We start from the raw sequence: 19,030 nt of genomic DNA on the forward strand, positions 1-19,030 counted from the left end.
CAGGCGCGCTTGGCCATTGCAAGGGAGAGCGGCTCGGCGTAGCCCGCATGACCTATGGCAGATGCCGATCCTTCCGACGCCGTGACGTCACCTGCCGCCAAGGCGCGAAAGCCGATCTCGCGCGAGCGTATGGCACTGCTCTTCGCCGTGATGCTGACGACGGCTGCGGGCAATACCGCCATGCAGTCGGTCATGCCCTCCATCGGCACGGCGCTCGAGATAGACGATGTGTGGATCAGCCTGGCTTACAGCTGGTCGGCCCTCCTGTGGGTCGTGTGCGCGCCGTTCTGGGCTGATCGATCCGACCGCCGGGGCCGCAAGGCGATGATGGCGCTGGGCATGATCGGGTTCATCGTGTCGATGGCGCTATGCGGTCTTGCCCTGTGGTTCGGCCTGATCGGCCTGCTGAGTGGGACGGCAGCCCTCATGGCCTTTGCCGCCGCGCGCAGCCTTTACGGCGGGTTCGGCAGCGCGGCGCCCCCGGCCGTGCAGGCCTATGTCGCCAGCCGCACACCCCGCGCGCAAAGGACGCAGGCGCTGTCGCTGATCGCTTCCAGTTTCGGACTGGGGACGGTCATCGGCCCTGCGCTTGCCCCGCTGATGGTCCTGCCCTTCGTCGGGTTGACCGGGCCTTTCATCATTTTCGCGCTGATCGGTATCATTACGCTCATGGCCTTGCGCCTGAGGCTGCCGAACGACGAGCCCCAGTTCCCGGCGAGGGGCAGCGCCTATGACGCGCCCTATGCGGGTGCCTCGCATTCCGCAGACCTCGACGACGAGGACGAGGACGAGGAAGAGGTCGAACCGCACAAATTGCGCTGGTTCGAACCGCGCCTGCGCCCTTGGGTGACCGTGGGCCTGCTGGGCGGGCATGCACAGGCCATGGTGCTCGGCATTGCAGGCTTCCTGGTGCTCGACCGGCTCGGCCTCAGGGATACGCCCGCCGAAGGCACCGGGCCGGTCGGCCTTGTGCTCATGGCGGGTGCGATTGCCACCCTGCTCGCACAATGGGGCCTGATCCCGCGCCTCAACCTGGGGCCGCGCGGCGCGACGCTGTCGGGCATTGCGGTCGCAGGGTTCGGCGTGGCGATGCTGGGCGTTGCCGACGATATCCACTCGATCGCGCTCAGCTTTGCGATCGCCTCCCTCGGCTTCGGGCTATTCAGGCCGGGATCGACATCGGGCACATCGCTCGCCGTGACCCGTGCGGAGCAGGGCCAGGCGGGCGGCGTGACCGCCTCGGTCGCGGGTGCCAGCTATATCTACGCGCCTGCGCTGGGCGTATGGCTCTATGGCCATTCCGACTGGCTCGGCTTCGGCCTGATCGTCGCGCTGTGCGCGATCGTCTTCGTCTACGGCTGGTTCAGCCTGCAGCGCGACAGCAAGCTGACGCGCGAGCGCGCCTAGAGAATCTCGAGGATCTTGTCCTGCGGGCGGCAAAGGCGAACGCCCTTGTCCGTTTCCACCAGCGGCCGTTCGATCAGGATCGGTTCTGCCGCCATCGCTTCCAGCACGGCTTCGTCCGATGCGTCCGGCAGGCCGCGCTCTTCGGCGTCAGTGCCACGCTTGCGCAGGCCCTCCGCAGGAGAAATGCCTGCATCCCTGTAAAGCTGGGCCAGCTTGTCGGCGCTGGGCGGCGTCTTGAGATATTCGATCACTTCCACCTCAACCCCCGACAGGTTCTCCAGGATGGCCAGCGTCTTGCGCGAGGTTCCGCACTTCGGGTTGTGCCAGATGGTCGCTTTCATGGGTGATCTCCTGATTGGTTGGTGCCGCATCTAATCGCCTGATGCGATCAGTGAAAGGCAGGCTTGCGATTTTTTCATCGCATATTGCGTGATTAGCGGTTGCTAATGCGAATAGCTCTCAATAGCAGGGCGTCAACGAATTGAGAATCAATCGCAAGAACAGAAAGCTTTGCATGAAACCGACCACCCTCACCCTGCTTGCCGCAACCACTGCACTCGCCGCGCCGGCCTATGCAGCGGAAGAAGCGCAGCCCGAGCGCGATTACCTGCCCACCGACATCGTCGTCACGGGTGACCGCGCCGACGGCTACGACAATGACGACGGCTCCACGGCAACCAAGACGCCGACCCCGCTGATCGACGTGCCGCAGGCGGTTTCCTTCATCACCGAAGACCAGCTGGAAGACCAGTCGATCCGCCAGCTGAACGACGCGCTGCGCTATGTCCCGGGCATCAGCATGGAAACCGGCGAAGGCCACCGCGACGAAGTGTTCATCCGCGGCCAGGAAACTACGGCGGACTTTTACATCGACGGGTTGCGCGACGATGCGCAGTATTATCGCTCGCTCTACAATATCGACCGCGTCGAGGTGCTGAAAGGCGCCAATGCGCTCATCTTCGGGCGCGGTGCAGGCGGCGGCGCGATCAACCGCGTGGCCAAGCGCGCAGAACTGGGCGATGTCTTCACCAGCGGCGAAGCTTCCGTCGACACCTTCGGTGCATTTGCCCTGCTGGCCGACGTGAACCAGGCCGTGTCGAACGACGTCGCGCTGCGCCTCAACGCGACCTACGAGGAATTCGACAACGATCGCGATTTCTTTGAAGGCCGCTTCATCGGCGTATCGCCGACGCTGACCGCGGCCCTCGGCGCGGACACGACGCTGATCGCCAGCTACACCTACGACAATGACGAGCGGGTCACCGACCGCGGCGTGCCATCGCTCGGCAATGGTCCGCTGACCGGTTTCGACAGCACCTTCTTCGGCGATGCCGGTTTCAACCGCTCCGATGTCGACGTGCATATCGGCCGCGTCCGCCTCGAACACGACTTCAACAGCGGCCTCACCGCCAATGCCACGGTCCAGTTCGCCGATTACGACAAGGTCTACTCCAACATCGTTCCCTCGGGCACCGATGGCGAGACCGTGACGCTCGGCGGCTATCTCGATGCGCAGCAGCGCACCAACTGGATCGGCCAGGCGAACCTCGTCTGGGAAGCGGATTTCGGCGCCAACCTCGCCTCCACCCTGCTCTTCGGCATGGAAGCGGGTCGCCAGGATTCGGCCAACCAGCGCCAGAACGTCTCCTTCACCCGCGCGGTCGATGCGAGCGATCCCGACGCGCTGCAGCCGAACGAGACGCCACTGACCGACGTCCTGTTCATTCCTCCCTTCCAGCTCGATCCGGTCTCCCGCTCGCGCGACAGCGATCTCGAAACGCTCTCCTTCTACATCCAGGAACAGCTCGAAATCGGCGAGTATCTCGAGCTGGTGGCGGGCGTTCGCTGGGACCGCTTCGACCTCGAAACCGTGAACGTGCTCAATGGACAGCCCGGCGACCGTGTCGATGAGAAGTTCAGCCCGCGCCTCGGCCTGATCGTGAAGCCGACGCCGGACCTGTCGCTCTATGCCTCCTATTCGGAAAGCTTCCTGCCCCAGGCAGGCGACCAGTTCTTCATCCTGTCGCAGGGCGATGCGCAGTTCGAGCCGGAGAAGTTCACCAATTACGAACTCGGCGCAAAATGGGCCCCGCTCGACAAGGTCCTGCTGAGCGCGGCGCTCTTCCGCCTCGAACGGACCAATATCCAGGCCCCCTCGCCCACCGATCCGACGCTTACCGTCCTTGCTGGCGAAAGCCGTATCGAAGGCTTCGAATTCAGCGCGGTCGGCGAGATCGCGGACTTCTGGAAAGCCAATCTGGGTTACACCTATCTCGACGGCGAATTGCTGAACGACAATGCTTTCGGCGATGCGGGGCAGCGCCTGCAGCAATTGCCCAAGCACTCGATCAGCGCATGGAACCGCTTCGACGTGACCGAGCAGCTGGGCTTCGGCTTCGGCGTGATCCACCAGTCGGACCAGTTCGCGAGCTTCTCCAACACAGTCGTCCTGCCCAGCTACTGGCGCGTCGATGCCGCCGCATACTACACCGTCAGCGACAGGCTGAGCGTGCAGCTCAACATCGAAAACCTGTTCGACGAGGATTATTATCCGAGCGCGCACGGCAACAACAACATCCAGCCCGCCGATCCCTTCAGCGCGCGCATCGGCGTCCGCTTCGAGATCTAGGGCACTGCCCGCATAGAGAGCGACTTTCCTACACGCGCACTATCGCGCAGGGGGAAAGTCGCACTTTCTCCTGGTCGATCAAGCGTTTGCGGAACGAGGTGTCACCCTGGCCCGGGACAGGGAGGCGATAGTTTTTTCGTTCTATTTCAATATGTTGAAGTGACCCATCGAAGGCGACACGGTGTCGCCTTTGTCACCTGGTCTCAGGCTCGGCCCGCCCGTTTTCTTCCGGGGGTGCGGAAAGCGCAGGGACTTCGCGCGCGGCGTCTTCGCTGCTGATGCCCGGCGCAGGGGCGGCGCTGATCCGTTCCTGCCGGCGCGCGACGCGCCCCGCTCGCTGGATGGCATTCACCAGTCGGGGGTAGACACCGCAGCGGCAAAGATTGGGCACGGCCGCCTTGATGTCGGCTTCCGACGCGCCGGGGTTGCGGTCGATGAGGGCAGCGGCCGCCATGACGATGCCCGGCGTGCAGAACCCGCACTGGATTGCCTGCTCCGCCACCAGTGCCTGTTGCACGGGATGCGAGCGGTCGCCGCTAAGCCCCTCGATCGTGGTGACGAAGCGTCCCTCCGCTTCGCCGATGGTCACGAGGCAGGAGCGCAGCGGTTCGCCGTCGATATGGACCATGCACGATCCGCAATCGCCCGTGCCGCATCCGTATTTGGTGCCGGTGAGGTTGGCCGCGTCACGCAAGGCCCACAGCAAGGGCGTATCGTCGTCCATCAGGAATTCGACCGGACGGTCGTTCACAGTCATGCGTGACATGGGTAGCGGAGCCTATCGGGCGTAGTGTTCGAGATAGCCGCAACGATTGCAGCGCCAGCTCTCAATAGCGAGCAGGCTCTTCTTGTCGACCTTGAGCCCCCACCACCTCTTGTCAGGGGCGCCCTTGTGCCAGCCGGGCACGTGGGCCTCTCCGTAACCGCGATCGACGGTGAAGCCCTCTTCCATCCGCCCTTCGCATTTCGGGCAGGTCTTTCCTGCCGCCATCAGCTCTGCCAGCTGTCGTCGATCTTGGATACGCGGCGCTTCCATGCCTCGAAATCGAGGACGCCGGCGCCGCCCTGGCTGGCCATGACGGCGAGGTCGCGCTGGTGAACGTCGACGACTTCCTGCGAAATCACGTTGGCCTCACCCTGCGAAAGAGTCGCGACCTGGATTTCGCAGGCACGCTGGAGCGCCCACATCTTCACGAACATGCCGGGAATGGTCTTGTCCATCACCACCGGGCCGTGGTTGCGCAGCATCAGGATCGAGTGATTGCCGAGATTCTCGACCAGGCGGTCACCCTCTTCTGCGCGCACGGTCACGCCCTCGAAGTCGTGATAGCCGATCTGGCCCTGGAAATTGCAGGCATAGAAATTGGTCGGGACCAGCCCGTCCTTGTGGCTGCATACCGCCATGGTGGCCGTGGTGTGGACATGGCAGATCGCGGTGGCTTTCTCGCCCAGATGCTTGTGGAAATGGGCGTGCTGGGTGAAGCCGGCCTTGTTCACCATGTATTGCGACTGGCCCACATTGTTGCCCTCGACATCGATCTTGACGAGGTTCGAGGCGGTCACTTCATCGTAGAGCAGTCCGAAGGGATTGATGAGGAACGTGTCCTTCTCTCCCGGCACGGCAACGGAGATGTGGTTATAGATGCTCTCGCCCCAGCCGAGGTGATCGAAAATGCGATAGCAGGCCGCCAGATCCTGCCGGACTTTCCATTCCGCTTCGCTGCATTCGAACTTGGGCTTCATCTGCGTTGCCATGGCGTGCTCTCCTTGGGTCTCTTATTGCAACCTCTATCGCATGGAGGGCCCCTCCCGGGCAAGCTATGCTGCGCAATTGAGCGCTTCCCTTGCGCGCCCCGCCCCGCTAGCGCTGCCGCGTAATGAGCGAGACGGCCAAACTGACGCGCGGTAGCATTGCGGGCCATCTCGTCGGGCAAACCGCGCCGATGATCATCGGGGTGGCGGCGATCATGTCGGTCGGGCTCATCGATGCCTACTTCATCGGCCAGCTGGGCTCGCAGGAACTTGCTGCGGTCAGCTTTATCTTCCCGATCACCATTGCGCTTTCGAGCCTTGGCGTCGGGGTGATGGTCGGGATCAATTCCGTGATCGCCCGTGCGCTGGGCGAGGGCGATGTCGAGCGTGCGGAACGGCGTGCCAATTTCGGCGCGGTCTTCGCGCTCGTCGTGGGCGTTGTGATGGGACTGGCGCTGTTCCTGCTGCTCGACCCGCTTTTCCGGCTTATGCAGGCAAGCGATGCGCTCTTGCCGCTGATCCGCGCCTACATGCAGCCCTATTCGCTGGGGCTCCCGGTGTTGCTGCTGCAGATGGGCCTCAACGGGGTGCTGCGCGGACAGGGTGAAGCGCGAAAGACCAGTTACGTTTCGATCACCTACTCGGTCGCCAACTGGATTCTCGACCCGATCCTGATTACCGGCGCATTCGGATTTGCAGGCTTCGGGATAGCGGGGGCCGCCTATGCCTCCATCGCCGGCTTCGCGATCGCGATCCTGGTCGCGCTCTACCTGATCAAGAGCGCACAACTGCATATCAATCCGGCTTCGATCCGGCGCTGCAACCTGGGCGAGAGCAGCCGCGCGATCATCAGCGTTGCCGGACCCGCCGCTTTTTCCAATGCCATCAACCCGATCGGCCTTTCGGTCCTCACGGCCCTTCTCGCCAGCCAGGGGGAAGCTGCGGTTGCAGGCTTCGGTGCTGCAGGCAGGCTGCAGAGCTTTGCCACCGTTCCCCTGCTCGCCCTGTCGGGATCGATCGGTGCGATCGTCGGCCAGAACTGGGGTGCGGGACAGCCCGACCGCTCGCGCGCTGCCATGCTTTATTCCGCGGGTTTCTGCGTAGCGTACGGATTGGCGATGGCGATCCTGCTCTACTTCACAGGCGGTTGGTTCGCGCAATTCTTCACCGACGACCCCGATGTGGTGGCCGAATTCGAAAGCTATCTGGAGATCGCGGTCTGGGGCTATGCGGGCTTCGGACTGCTGATCGTGGCGAATGGCGCGCTCAACGCCGTGGACCGCGCCGGGCTCGCCCTGGCGCAGAGCGCAGCCCGCGTCTTCCTCGTCATGCTGCCCTTCGGCTGGCTGCTGCGATCCGCCATGGGTGCCGAAGCGATCTACGGGGCGGAACTGGTCGCCAACATCGCCGGAGGGGCCCTCGCATCCCTGATCGTATGGCGCGTTTTGAGGAACGGTCCCGAGAGGTAGGGGCAATCCCAACCAAACGTTAACCATCATCGTCCATAGCGTCTGCGGAATATCAGGGGATCCGTTGACGTCATGGATGAGTTGCTGGCCGATTTCATCGCCGAAACACGCGAAATGCTCGAACAGAGCGGGACGGAACTCGTCGCGTGGGAAGCCGATCCGTCCGACAAGGCGCGCATCGATACGATCTTCCGCTTCGTCCACACGGTGAAGGGCAATTGCGGCTTCTTCGACTTTCCCTTGCTGGAAAAATTGAGCCATGCCGCCGAGGACGCTCTTGCCGAATGCAGGGCCGGACGCCGTGAGGCGGACCCGGCTCTCGTAACGGCCGTACTCGCGATCATCGACCGCATCGGCGAACTCGCAGACCTTATCGAAGCGGGTGAAGAACTCGTCGAGGATGAGAACGACAAGGCCTTGATCGCCGCACTCGAAGCCGACGCGGCAATCGAAGTGCAGAGCGACGTCGCCCCCGTCGAGCCCGTTTCCGACGACCAGGACGACGCGGCTCCCACGGCTGCGAAACGCAACACCGTGCAGCGTTCGATCCGCCTGCCGGTCGACCTGCTCGACGAGGTCATGAAGGGCGTTTCCGACATGGTCCTCGCCCGCAACGACCTCGCCCGCCGCTTGCGCGAAGCAGGTGAGCAGCCCACGATCGACGGGCCGTTCGAGCGCCTCTCCGCCATCCTTGCCGATGTAAGGACCTCGATCACCCGCATGCGCATGCAGCGGCTCGAACACCTCTTCTCCTCCCTGCCCCGCCTGGTGCGCGACCTGTCCAGCGAGCTGGGCAAGCAGGTCATGGTGGATTTCGAAGGGGGCGAAGTGGAACTCGACCGCGAGATGATCGAGATGATCCGCGATCCGCTCACCCACATCATCCGCAACGCCATAGATCACGGCGTCGAAACTCCTGCCGAACGGCTCAAGAACGGCAAGCGCGAGATCGGCCTGCTGCGTTTCGCGGCGCGCCAGTCGGGCAACCAGATCAGCCTGCTCGTTAGCGACGACGGCGGCGGGATCAATACGGAGCGACTTGGCCAGAAAGCGGTCGCGGCCGGTATCTACACCCAGTCCGAAATCGACCGCATGTCCGATGCGCAAAAGCACCAGCTGATCTTCGAACCCGGTCTCTCGACCGCAGACGAAGTGAGCGCCGTGTCCGGTCGCGGGGTCGGCATGGACGTCGTGCGCGCAAATCTCGAGCGCGTGGGCGGCTCCATCACGGTGTCGAGTAAGCCCGGTGAAGGCACGCGCTTCCATCTGCACCTGCCACTCACTCTCTCGATCATTGCCACGCTGACAGTTTCCAGCGGCGGGCAGAACTACGCCATTCCGCGCAGCTACATCGAAGAAATCGTCTTCGGCAGCGCGAACACCGTCGAATTCGCCCAAGCCGGCGCCCGCCGCCTGATTACCTTCCGCGGTCGCCGCGTGCCCTGCCTCTCGCTCGCCGATGTGCTCGGTACCGAAGACAACGAGCGATGCGAATGGGAGACCAAAACCCTCGTGCTCGTTCGCCTTGCCAGCGATGACGTCTTCGCTCTCGCCGTCGACCGCGTGCACGACCACGAGGATGTGGTGGTCAAGCCGATTGCACCGGCGATCATGCAGACGAAGCTCTATGCCGGCACGACACTCCTCGACGACGGCACGCCCATGATGCTGATCGACTTGCCGAGCATCGCGCAGATGCGCGGCCTGGTCGGCGAAATGCGGTCCAAGCCCGCGCTTGCAGAGGAACAGGCCCAGCAGAAAACCAAGGATGCTGTTCCGCTCATGCTTTTCCGGGGCCTCGACGGCCGCCGCCGTGCGGTCAGGCTGGAACTCGTCAGGCGCATCGACACCGTATCGTGCGAAGCATTCGACATCGACGGCAAGCGCGCCCAGGCGGTTATCGATGGGCGCATTCTCCCGCTTGCCGGGCTGGAGCACGGCACCTTACCCGAGGGTCGCTGCCGCCTGCTGCGCCTGAGCGACGGCGATAGCGAACTGGTCTATGCGGTGTCCGAAGTGCTCGATGCTGCAGAAATGACCGAAGAGCTGGTCGTGTCCGCCGAAGACGCATCCATCGAAGGCGTCACCCTCGTGGAAGGCAAGCCCGTTCCGCTGATCGACGGCCATACGCTATTCTTCCGCCACTCGGCGCCGAAGCGGATCGAACACCCGCTCAAGTGCCGTATCCCGCAGGATAGCGACTGGGCACGCACCATTCTCGAACCTCTCGTAGAAGCGGCCGGCTACCGGATCGCCGACGAGGATGACGAGGACGCCGATCTCGCAATCGAGATTGCCGGAAACGCGGCTCCTCATGGACCTGCAAAAGAGACGATCAGGTTACGTCCCGATCCCGAGGACGCGGGAGACGGGTCGATCTACCGCTACGACCGGGAAAGCCTGCTGGCAGAACTCAAGCGCGTGCGCACCGGGAGGGCGGCATGAACGATTTGCTTTTGATGTGCACCATCGCCGGGCGCGATGCCGCAATCCCCGCGCTGCGGGTCCAGACAGTCCTCGAAATCGACGCCATCACGCCGATCCCCGGCACGCCGGATTTCATCTGTGGCCTGACGCCGCTGCGCAGCCAAGCACTGACCGTGGTGGACTGCGCGCTGGCACTCGGCTTCGACCAGCCCTGCTCTTCTCCCGAACGCCGTGCCGCCGTGGTCGAGGTCGACGGGCACCTTTACGCCTTGATGGTGGATTCCGCGCAGGACGTATCCGAGGCCCGTAGCGACCTCGTGGCAATTCCGGGCGGCCTTGGCGAAGGCTGGCAACGCGCAGGCCTCGGCATGGTCGAGACCGAAACCGGGCCGGTGGTGCTGGTCGATATCGAGAAAATCATCGCGGGACCTCCCGCGCTCGCTGCTTAAGCGATTGGTTACCGACTGTGTTTATGATGCAGCTCGAAACTCAAGGGACGTAAAAATGAAAAGCTGCCTTATCGTCGACGATTCACGGGTGATCCGGAAGGTTTCGCGCCACATTCTGGAGTCGCTGGAATTCTCCGTGGAAGAAGCCGAGAACGGCAAGGAGGGCCTCGACAAGTGTGCCGAGAACATGCCCGATGTCATCCTGCTCGATTGGAATATGCCCGTGATGACCGGGATCGAATTCATAACCCAGCTGCGTCAGCGCGAGGGTGGTGACAAACCCAAGGTGGTGTTCTGCACCACGGAAAACGATGTCGCTCACATTCGTGAAGCGATCAGCGCCGGCGCGGACGAATACGTCATGAAGCCGTTCGATCACGAAACGCTGCAGATCAAGCTCCAGCTTGTTGGCATGGCTTAACCGGGGGCAGCATGATGGTCGCCGCTCTGCGCCAGGATACCGCCGAAAAACCGCCTGAGGTCGCCGAAGACAAGCGAGTGAAAATCATGCTCGTGGACGATTCGCTTACTGTGCGGACCGTCTTTTCGCGCATGCTCGCCAAGGAAGCCGATTTCAACGTCGTCGCCACGGCCAGCACTGCCGAACGCGGCCTCGATGAATTGCGTTCGCGGGCTGTCGACGTGGTTATGCTCGACCTCGAAATGCCGGGCATGGGCGGCCTCGAAGCGCTGCCCAAGATCCTCGAAATTTCGCCTTCGACGAAGGTCCTGGTGATATCCTCCCTTACCGCCGAAGGGGCAGAACATACCGTCGAGGCACTGCGCATGGGCGCTGCCGACACGATGCTGAAGCCCCGCCCCGGCGGGTTCGACGACGACTATCGTGAACAGCTCATGGACAAGATCCGTGCGCTGAAAGGCCTACCCGCGGAAGTGGCCAAGCGCGCCGCTGCAAGGCCGGTTTCCCGCCGCGCGGGAAAACAGCCGCAGGTCATCGCGATCGGTGCGTCTACGGGCGGCATCCACGCTCTCAACCTGTTCCTGCGCAAGCTGTCAAAGGATTTCATGCTGCCGGTGCTGATCACCCAGCATCTGCCGGGCAGCTTTATCCCGGTATTCGCACGCCAGATGGAAGTCGCGTCCGGCCGCCAGGCAGTTCTCGCCGACGAGGGCGTGGAGATCGAGCGCGGCAAACTGATCATCGCGCCCGGGCACGGCCACATGGTCGTGCGCCGCAAGGGCACGCGTTTCGAGACCGGCCTTGCCTACCATCCGGTCAAGAGCGGCTGCACTCCCTCGGTCGATCCGATGTTCGAAAGCCTTGCCGAAGCCTATGACGGCGAAGTTGCCGGCGTATTGCTTTCCGGCATGGGACGCGACGGGACCGACGGCGCGGAATCGATCGTCAAGGCGGGCGGCTCGATCTACGCCCAGGATGCCAAAAGCTGTGCGGTCTGGGGCATGCCGCGCGCAATTACCGAAATGGGCCTCGCCACCGCGTGCCTCCCGCCGGAAGAGCTCGCGCAGAGCATCCTCGACAAGGCAGGAGCGCAGGCATGGCGATAGACGATGCCTCCCATCGTATCATCGCCGATCTTCTTGCCTCTCGCACCGGGCAGCAACTGACCGAAAGCCGCCGCTGGCGCGTTTCGACCGCCCTGTCAGGACTGTTCCGCGAAATCGGGATCGAGAACGTCGACCAGCTCGCCTGCATGCTGGAGCGACCGGGCGAATACCGGCTGGCGACGCGCGTCGTCGAGGCGCTGCTCAACAACGAGACCTATTTTTTCCGCGATCACGTCTACTTCAATACCCTGGCGAACAGCGTTTTGCCGGAACTGGCGAGGAAGCGCGCCAGCACCCGCAGGTTGAGCATCTGGTCGGCGGGCTGCTCCACCGGGCAGGAAGCGCTTAGTCTTGCGATGATGTTCGCCGAACAGTCCGGTCGCTGGCAGGACTGGACCATCGAGATCGTCGGCACGGATATCTCCGGGAAAGCCATCGAGCAGGCGCAAAGCGGCGTCTATTCGCAGTTCGAGATCCAGCGCGGAATTTCCGTGGCGCAGATGCTCAATTTCTTCGCCGAAGCGCAAGGCGGCTGGAAGGTGTCCGACAAAATCCAGGCCATGACACGCTTCGAGCGGCAGAACATTCTGGATTTCCCGCCATCGCCGGGCAAATTCGATCTCGTCCTGTGTCGAAACGTATTGCTGTACTTTGCGCCGGAGACGCGCAGGACCGCTTTCGACAAGCTGGCCAGCGGTCTCGCGTCCGATGGGTTCCTCATGCTGGGTGCCGGGGAAACCGTTGTCGGACAGACCGACCGCTTCGAACCGTCGGGCCTGGGCTCGGCCTTGTATTGCCCTGCCGTAGGCAAGGCGAGCCAACCGCGCAGGACAGTCGAAAACATCCTGCGACCGGCAGCGGCCACTGGCTGACCGTGGCCTTCCCGCACAGCATTTCGCAGCACGGTAAACGCCTGTTTTACCGTTCCTTAGTCATTGCGCACTAATCCTTGCGGACTTGTTTTGGAAAAGAACGCTTATTCAGGGGGCGATCCGCGTGGCAAAGTTGAGTGACAAGACCAGTCACCGCACCCAATTCTTGCTGTTCGCGCCGATGGTGGTGCTCGCCGGGATCGTGTGCGCAACGGCCGTCGGCGCGACGATGGCGATGTACAACTCGCTCGAGTTTCTCCCCCTGGTCTTCCTCGGCGGCACGGCTGCCTATACGGTAGCGACGGCAGTCTTCGGGCTCATGGGCGCGCGCCACATGAAGAACCTGGAAACGCTCAGCAATACCGACAGCCTGACGCTCCTGCCCAATCGGCGCGCCCTGCATCTCGGCATACAGCGCGAAATCCGCAACGAGCAGGAAGTCGCGCTGGCGATGATCGATCTCGACGGCTTCAAGCTGCTGAACGATCACTACGGCCACTTTGTCGGCGACGCCGCGATCAAGGAGGTCGGACGGATCCTCGAAGAAGTTTGCGACGGCAACGCGCTCGTCCACCGTCTGGGGGGCGACGAATATGCGATCATGATGTCGGGCAATCTCGCGGGCACCCTGCTCGAAGGCATCTGCCGCCGCATAATCGAGCGCCTCGCGAAGCCGGTAGCCGTGGAAGACCGGCGCCTGACGCTTGGTGCCAGCATCGGCCTGGTTCGCCGCATCCCGCGCGACAGCCTCACTTCAAGCGAACTGCTGCGCCGCGCCGACGTTGCCATGTATGCCTCCAAGCGTGGCGGCAAAATGCGCTGCACCTGGTTCTCCGAAGCCTTCGACCAGAGCCGCGAACAGCTCAAGGAACTGGACGACGAGCTGCGCTTCGCTCTCGCCAACGAGGAATTCCGGCTCAATTACCAGCCGCTGGTGGACAGCCAGTCACGCAAGGTGGTTGCAGTCGAATGCCTGATGCGCTGGGAGCGTCCGGACGGCAAACGCGTCGGTCCGAATATCTTCATTCCGGTCGCCGAAGAATCGGGCCTCATCAATCCGATCGGCCTGTGGGTGCTTCGCAAGGCGTGCCAGGATGCCTTGGCCTGGGACGACATCACCCTTTCGGTCAACATTTCGGCCGCGCAGCTGCGCAACCCCGAATTCCCGATCCAGCTCGGTCATATCCTTGAAGAAACCGGCTTCGATCCGGAGCGGCTGGAGCTCGAGATTACCGAGACGTGCCTCGTGCTCGACCCGATCGTGGCGGAACGCAGCCTGGCCGTCATCCGCGGCTTCGGCGTACGCGTGGCGCTCGACGATTTCGGTACCGGCTATGCCTCGATCGGTTTCCTGCGCCAGTTCCGGTTCGAAAAGCTCAAGCTTGATCGCAGCCTGGTCGTCCAGGCAGGCGAAGACGATGCCAGTCGGGCGATGATGCTCTCGAGCATCACGGTAGCCCGCGCCATGAAGATGGGCGTCACCGCCGAGGGTGTGGAGACGGAAGAACAGGCCGACATGGTTCGTGCTGCAGGCTGCGACCAGATCCAGGGCTGGCTCTATTTCAAGGCCATGCCCGCCGAGGAGATCGCGCAGCATCTCGATCAGCCGATCGCCCTCGCGCCCGCTTCTGCGGCCGTTCCCGGCAAGGCCAACGCAGCCTAAGCAAACCAAACGCAGGTTCGGAAAAACGGCTCGCGATGACGCAGCTGCGTTTACCATATCTAAAGCCTGTCTGGTTACCACGAGATGTTCCGCAGAGGGGTAACCATGAACGCCATCAGCAATTTCGACAAAGATCTGTCCGACGAGATCGCGAGTGTCAGCCTTTCGAACGAGGCGCCCGAAGTGGAAGAGTACCGCTACTGGCTGGCGCGGTGGTTCAATTCGCAGAGCCTCGCGAACAAGATGAAACTCGCGGTGCTTGCTCCGATGATCGGGACCTCCCTGATTTCGATATTCGCCTACATCGGGTTCAGCAGCGATGCCGCGCAGCCGTTCATGAGCGGCCTGATTATCATCGCGGCCGTCATCTGCCTTGTACTGGGCTATCTTGCGACCCGCCGCATGATCATCGACACGATCCGACCGCTGAAGGCCGTCGCCAGCGGCATGAACGCATTGGCCAAGGGTGACCGCAACATCTCGATTACCGGCACTATACGCCAGGACGAAATCGGCGACCTTGCCAGGTCCCTGGAAGTATTCCTCAAGTCGGGTCACAAGCTCGACGAGCTGTTCGCTGGCCGCAAGGAGGCCTCCGAACGCCGCAAGCGCGACATCGCGAGGCTGGCCGGATCCTTCGAACACGAAATCGGCGAAGTGGTCTCGGGAGTTGCGGCTGCGTCCAGCCAGCTTCATCGCACCGCCGAAGAAATGGCTGCTACCGCCGAACTGGCCGCGATCAAGGCGTCGGAAGTCAGCGGCGCAATGGAACAGGCCTCGAGCGGGGTCACGGCTGCTGCTGCTGCATCGGACGAATTTGCCATGTCGATCGGCGAAATCAGCCGCCAGGCGGCGCATTCGGCCGAATTGGCGCGCAAGGCTGCCGACGATGCAGGCGATGCGGACCAGACGATCTCTGCCCTCGCCTCTTCGGCCGAACAGGTCGGCCAGATCGTGGAACTGATCCAGTCCATCGCGAAACGAACCAACCTGCTCGCGCTCAATGCGTCGATCGAGGCCGCGCGTGGCGGTGAAGCGGGCCGTGGATTTGCGGTGGTGGCTAGCGAAGTCAAGGAATTGGCCACGCAGACCAGCCGCGCGACGGAAGAAGTCGCCGAGCAGATCCGCACTATGCAGAACTCGACCGGAGCCAGCGTGAATGCGCTGCGTTCGATCGGCGACCAGATCAAGCAGCTCGAGACAACCGCCATCTCCATCGCGAGTGCGGTCGACCAGCAATCGGTGGCCGGTCAGGACCTCGCCCGCAGCATCGACCTCGCTGCTCGCGGTACGGACGATGTCGCGACCCACATCGGCACCATGCGCGACACCAGTCTGGCAACCGGGGCTTCGGCAAGCCAGGTGCTCGCCTCGGCCAACGATCTCGAAGGTCAGGCCTCGACCCTGCGTAGCCGCGTCGACAGTTTCCTCGTCAACGTGCGCGCAGGCTGAAAATAGGTCGCGGGGCTGCCCCCGCGACCCTTTTTCACTCCCACCAATAAGGCATGCGCTTGGCGTTGCCGGTTTCGACCTCGCTCATGGTGCGCGCGTCGTAGAGACGGCCGCCCAGCATGACTTGGGCGATATTGTCCGAATTGCGGATATCCGTGGCGGGATCGTCCGTCAGGACTACCAGATCGGCGAGCTTGCCGACCTCGAGGCTGCCGACGTCGCGCTCCATACCCAGGGACCGGGCCGGTTCGATCGTGCCGGCACGCAGGGCCTCGACAGGGCTCATGCCCCCTCTTGCAAAGCTCCACAATTCCCAGTGCGCGGCAATGCCCGCCTGCTGGCCGTGGGCACCGATGCTGACCTTAACCCCGCGCTGGGCCAGTTTCCTGGCCTCACGCGCAGAATTATCATCGACGAAAGCCCATTCCGGAGCCTTCGTCCGCCGTGCGGTGCTGGCAAGCAGCAGTTTGGGCGGCGTGTGGACCAGTAGGGGGTTGTCGTAGACGTCGGTCGCCTGACGCCAATAGGGATCCCCGGCGAGACCGCCATATGTGACCGTCAGCGTCGGCGTGTAGTTCGTGTCCGACTGCGCAAACATCTGCAGCACGTCCTCGTACATCACGTCGAGCGGAATATTGTGCTCCAGCGTGGAGTTGCCGTCCGCAATGAGGTTCATGTCCATTCCGAAAAGCGAACCGCCTTCCGCCACGACCAGCATGTTCTCCGCGCGCGCAGCGGCGGCAACCTGCTGGCGCTGTTCGCGGCGGGGCTGGTTGTAGTTCTTCACCGAAATCCCGCCCTGCGCCTTGATCCGGCGGACATGGGCGAGCGCATCCTCATAGCTGTCGACGCGCGCATAAACGCTGGGCGCCTTGGCTCCGTAGATGATCTCGCCGGTCGAAAAGATGCGCGGGGCAAGCAGCGTTCCGGCCTGCTGGCGCTCTGACGCCGCGAAAATCATGCTGGCCGACGATGAGGGATCATGGATCGTGGTCGTCCCCAGGGCTAGGTTCTGGACGAGCGACCAGTTCTGCTGCGGGATGAGATCGCCCGTCCCCTGCGGCCCGTGCGCATGGGCGTCGACAAGGCCGGGAATGATGGTCTTGCCGCTGGCGTCGATGCGCACGGCACCGTTCGGCACGCTCACCTGCGATGCAGGACCAATCGCCGAAATGCGGTCGCCATCGATGAGGATAGTCGCGTTCTCGATAGTTCCGGCACCATCGCCGGCCATGGTGTGCACGCGCGCTCCGGTGATGGCCACCAGCCCGCTCGACTTGTCGGCCGCGATCGTGCGCTCCATCGACGTGCCGGTATCCGGCGGCGAGAACTTGGGCGCGTCTTCGGCTTGCGGCGCGCCCGGTGTCAGCGCCGATGTGCTCGCTCTGTAGAGCGTCGGCCCCATCGACCAGTGCAATGTCCCGCCGTTCTCGGTCCAGCCGATGTAATCCGCGCCGCCCGTGCTCACCTTGGTGACGGGAAGAGAACTGGCCTTCTCGCCCACTGTCACAGCCTGCCCGCCCGGAAGCAGCGGCATCGCGAATACTTCGTAATTCTGCCTGAAAGCGACGTAATCGCCGCGCGGGCTCACCCGGAAATCATTGGCCAACTCTCCCTGTGCGTGGACGCGCCGCGCCTCGCCATCGAGATCGCTGGAGATCAACTGCAATTTGCCGTCAGCGCTGGCGAGCATGAACAGGCGATCTTTGTCTTCGCCGAACTGCGGGGTCGAACCATTGCGCGTGACGAGCCTTGCATTGCCGCCACCGGCAGCCACCACGTAGACTCCTTCGTTCTCGGAGAAGTCGGGCGAGGTTAGGTACCCGCCGCCGCGTTTCTCGAAGGCGATCGTGCTTCCGTCCGGCGAGAATTGCGGCACCGCGTAGTGTGCGCGCTGGCGGGTCACGGTGCGCTCGCCGCGACCACGGGAATCCACGGTGACGATCTGGCCAAGTCCTTCATCGCTCCAGCGAACGAAGGCGATGCGCGAACTGTCGCGCGACCACGTAGGCCATAATTCCAGCGTATCCTCATTGCCGGACGTCAGACGCTGCGGGGCGGCGTTGCCACCCACCGGCTTGGTGTAAAGCTTGCCAAGGCTCTCGAAGACGATGGTCCGCCCGTCGGGCGAGACGGTGGCGAAACGCGGGATCTTGGCGGTGAAGCTATCGGGTGCCACCTCGATGACGGGGTGCGGCGCATCGGCCACGGCGCGCGTATCGTCGATGCGGAACGGAATATCGCTCGCGCCCGAACCGTCGGCTGCGACGCGCCAGAGCTTGCCGCCCGCCCAGGTCACGATGGACGCGCTGTCGGGCGTCCAGTCCATCATCGGATAGACGCCGTAGACCGCCCAGGTTTCCTGCATGTCGAGATCGAGCTTGCCGTACACCATCCGCTCGCGGCCGCTGGCGATGTCCTTCACCCACAGCTGGGACTGATCCTTGTCGCGGCGCACGAAAGCGATGCTCTTGCCATCGGGTGAAGGCGTCGGACGCACCGAACCGCCGAACCCGCCGACCGCAGTCGTCACTTCGCCCGTGTCGATGTCGTACCGTTCGACATTGAAGATGCCCTGGGTGCTGTCCTGGGCGTATTCGAAAATCGGTCCGCCCGTGACATTGCGGGTGTAATAGATCGCATTACCGTCAGGCGCGTAGATCGGTTCGCCCAGCTCTTTCTGCAGGGCCTCGCTCGCGCGCTTCACCAATTGAACGCCGCCGCCGCCCGAGACGTGGTAGAGCCAGATTTCCCCGGTGCCCAAGCTGCGCTGGGTCGTGAAATGCTTCTTCGCCACGATGTAACGGCCGTCGGGAGACCAGCTTGGCTGGTTGATGAGGCGGAAATCCTCTTTCGTGACCTGCCGTTTGTCCGAACCGTCGCGGTTCATGATCCAGATGTTGTCACCGCCCCCGCGGTCGGAGGTAAAGGCAATCCGGGCGCCGTCGGGAGAGAAGCGAGGCTGGACTTCCCATGCGAGGCCTTCCGCGATGCGGGTCGGAGTACCGCCAGTGATCGGCATCGTGTAGATATCGCCAAGCAGAGCAAATGCGAGCGTCCTGCCATCGGGTGACACGTCGACATCGATCCACGTACCCTCGTCTGTGCGGATAGGTACTTCCTTAAGCACCGTGCCCGCCGGCGCCATGACGTCCCACTTCTCGGTGCTAGCTTCCTCGCCCGCGATCGGCACGGTCGCCGGGGCTGCGTCCACGCGTTCCCCGCTGCCGTCAGGCGGCAAAGCGTCCTGCGAGGCATCGACCTCCTGCTCCTCGACCGGATTGGGGCTCGGCTCGGAATCCTGCGCATGGGCGGCAGTCGCACAAAGGACAAGCGCGAGGGTGGAGGCAATACTCGATTTCATAACGGTCTCTCTCCCGGAA

General features: G+C 63.2%; 15 protein-coding genes. 10 read left to right on the forward strand and 5 right to left on the reverse strand.

The window, feature by feature from the left end; all coding sequences use genetic code 11:
* Positions 1 to 54: 54 nt before the first annotated feature.
* Positions 55 to 1,407, forward strand: coding sequence for an MFS transporter (locus K3179_RS02775; protein ID WP_221562365.1), 1,353 nt, complete (start codon positions 55 to 57; stop codon positions 1,405 to 1,407).
* On the opposite strand, the gene arsC is transcribed toward K3179_RS02775, so the two are convergent.
* Positions 1,404 to 1,748, reverse strand: a complete 345-nt coding sequence (gene arsC / locus K3179_RS02780) for an arsenate reductase (glutaredoxin) (protein WP_221562366.1) — start codon at positions 1,746 to 1,748, stop codon at positions 1,404 to 1,406. The two genes, K3179_RS02775 and arsC, sit on opposite strands and share 4 nt — an antisense overlap.
* 173 nt (positions 1,749 to 1,921) lie before the next feature.
* Here arsC and K3179_RS02785 point away from each other — a divergent pair, with 173 nt between their 5' ends.
* Positions 1,922 to 4,036 (forward strand): TonB-dependent receptor, encoded by a 2,115-nt coding sequence (locus K3179_RS02785; protein WP_221562367.1) that lies wholly within the window; start codon positions 1,922 to 1,924, stop codon positions 4,034 to 4,036.
* 193 nt (positions 4,037 to 4,229) lie between these two features.
* On the opposite strand, the gene K3179_RS02790 is transcribed toward K3179_RS02785, so the two are convergent.
* From K3179_RS02790 to K3179_RS02800, 3 genes are read right to left on the reverse strand one after another with little or no spacing between them, the layout of a single operon-like run.
* The gene (locus K3179_RS02790) at positions 4,230 to 4,802 is read right to left on the reverse strand and encodes a (2Fe-2S)-binding protein (RefSeq protein WP_221562368.1); all 573 of its coding nucleotides are present in this window, start codon (positions 4,800 to 4,802) and stop codon (positions 4,230 to 4,232) included.
* 12 nt (positions 4,803 to 4,814) lie between these two features.
* Positions 4,815 to 5,027 (reverse strand): hypothetical protein, encoded by a 213-nt coding sequence (locus K3179_RS02795; protein WP_160594269.1) that lies wholly within the window; start codon positions 5,025 to 5,027, stop codon positions 4,815 to 4,817.
* Positions 5,027 to 5,791 carry a class II aldolase/adducin family protein gene (locus tag K3179_RS02800; RefSeq protein ID WP_160594268.1) on the reverse strand — a complete coding sequence of 255 codons (765 nt, stop codon included), beginning with the start codon at positions 5,789 to 5,791 and terminating at the stop codon, positions 5,027 to 5,029. The genes K3179_RS02795 and K3179_RS02800 overlap by 1 nt, the downstream gene beginning before the upstream one ends.
* Positions 5,792 to 5,913: 122 nt before the next feature.
* Between K3179_RS02800 and K3179_RS02805 the strand changes: the two genes are divergently transcribed.
* From K3179_RS02805 to K3179_RS02840, 8 genes are all read left to right on the forward strand, one after another.
* Positions 5,914 to 7,257, forward strand: a complete 1,344-nt coding sequence (locus K3179_RS02805; protein WP_221562369.1) for an MATE family efflux transporter — start codon at positions 5,914 to 5,916, stop codon at positions 7,255 to 7,257.
* 72 nt (positions 7,258 to 7,329) lie between these two features.
* Positions 7,330 to 9,702, forward strand: coding sequence for a chemotaxis protein CheA (locus K3179_RS02810; RefSeq protein WP_221562370.1), 2,373 nt, complete (start codon positions 7,330 to 7,332; stop codon positions 9,700 to 9,702).
* Positions 9,699 to 10,133 (forward strand): chemotaxis protein CheW, encoded by a 435-nt coding sequence (locus tag K3179_RS02815; RefSeq protein WP_221562371.1) that lies wholly within the window; start codon positions 9,699 to 9,701, stop codon positions 10,131 to 10,133. Before K3179_RS02810 ends, K3179_RS02815 begins: the two co-directional genes overlap by 4 nt.
* Before the next feature lie 55 nt (positions 10,134 to 10,188).
* Positions 10,189 to 10,554: a response regulator gene (locus tag K3179_RS02820; protein ID WP_221562372.1), complete on the forward strand. Its 366-nt coding sequence runs from the start codon at positions 10,189 to 10,191 to the stop codon at positions 10,552 to 10,554.
* A gap of 11 nt (positions 10,555 to 10,565) precedes the next feature.
* On the forward strand, positions 10,566 to 11,660 hold the full coding sequence (cheB, locus tag K3179_RS02825) for a chemotaxis-specific protein-glutamate methyltransferase CheB (protein WP_247712776.1): 1,095 nt from the start codon (positions 10,566 to 10,568) through the stop codon (positions 11,658 to 11,660).
* Positions 11,651 to 12,532, forward strand: a complete 882-nt coding sequence (locus K3179_RS02830) for a CheR family methyltransferase (RefSeq protein ID WP_221562373.1) — start codon at positions 11,651 to 11,653, stop codon at positions 12,530 to 12,532. The genes cheB and K3179_RS02830 overlap by 10 nt, the downstream gene beginning before the upstream one ends.
* A 124-nt stretch (positions 12,533 to 12,656) precedes the next feature.
* Positions 12,657 to 14,195, forward strand: a complete 1,539-nt coding sequence (locus K3179_RS02835; protein ID WP_345721891.1) for a putative bifunctional diguanylate cyclase/phosphodiesterase — start codon at positions 12,657 to 12,659, stop codon at positions 14,193 to 14,195.
* A gap of 105 nt (positions 14,196 to 14,300) precedes the next feature.
* Complete coding sequence (locus K3179_RS02840) at positions 14,301 to 15,647, forward strand: methyl-accepting chemotaxis protein (protein ID WP_221562374.1); 1,347 nt, start codon at positions 14,301 to 14,303, stop codon at positions 15,645 to 15,647.
* Between the two features lie 34 nt (positions 15,648 to 15,681).
* On the opposite strand, the gene K3179_RS02845 is transcribed toward K3179_RS02840, so the two are convergent.
* Complete coding sequence (locus K3179_RS02845; RefSeq protein ID WP_221562375.1) at positions 15,682 to 19,011, reverse strand: amidohydrolase family protein; 3,330 nt, start codon at positions 19,009 to 19,011, stop codon at positions 15,682 to 15,684.
* Positions 19,012 to 19,030: the final 19 nt, after the last annotated feature.

It is taken from the genome of Qipengyuania intermedia (genome assembly GCF_019711615.1).
GTDB classification, from domain to species: Bacteria; Pseudomonadota; Alphaproteobacteria; order Sphingomonadales; family Sphingomonadaceae; genus Qipengyuania; species Qipengyuania intermedia.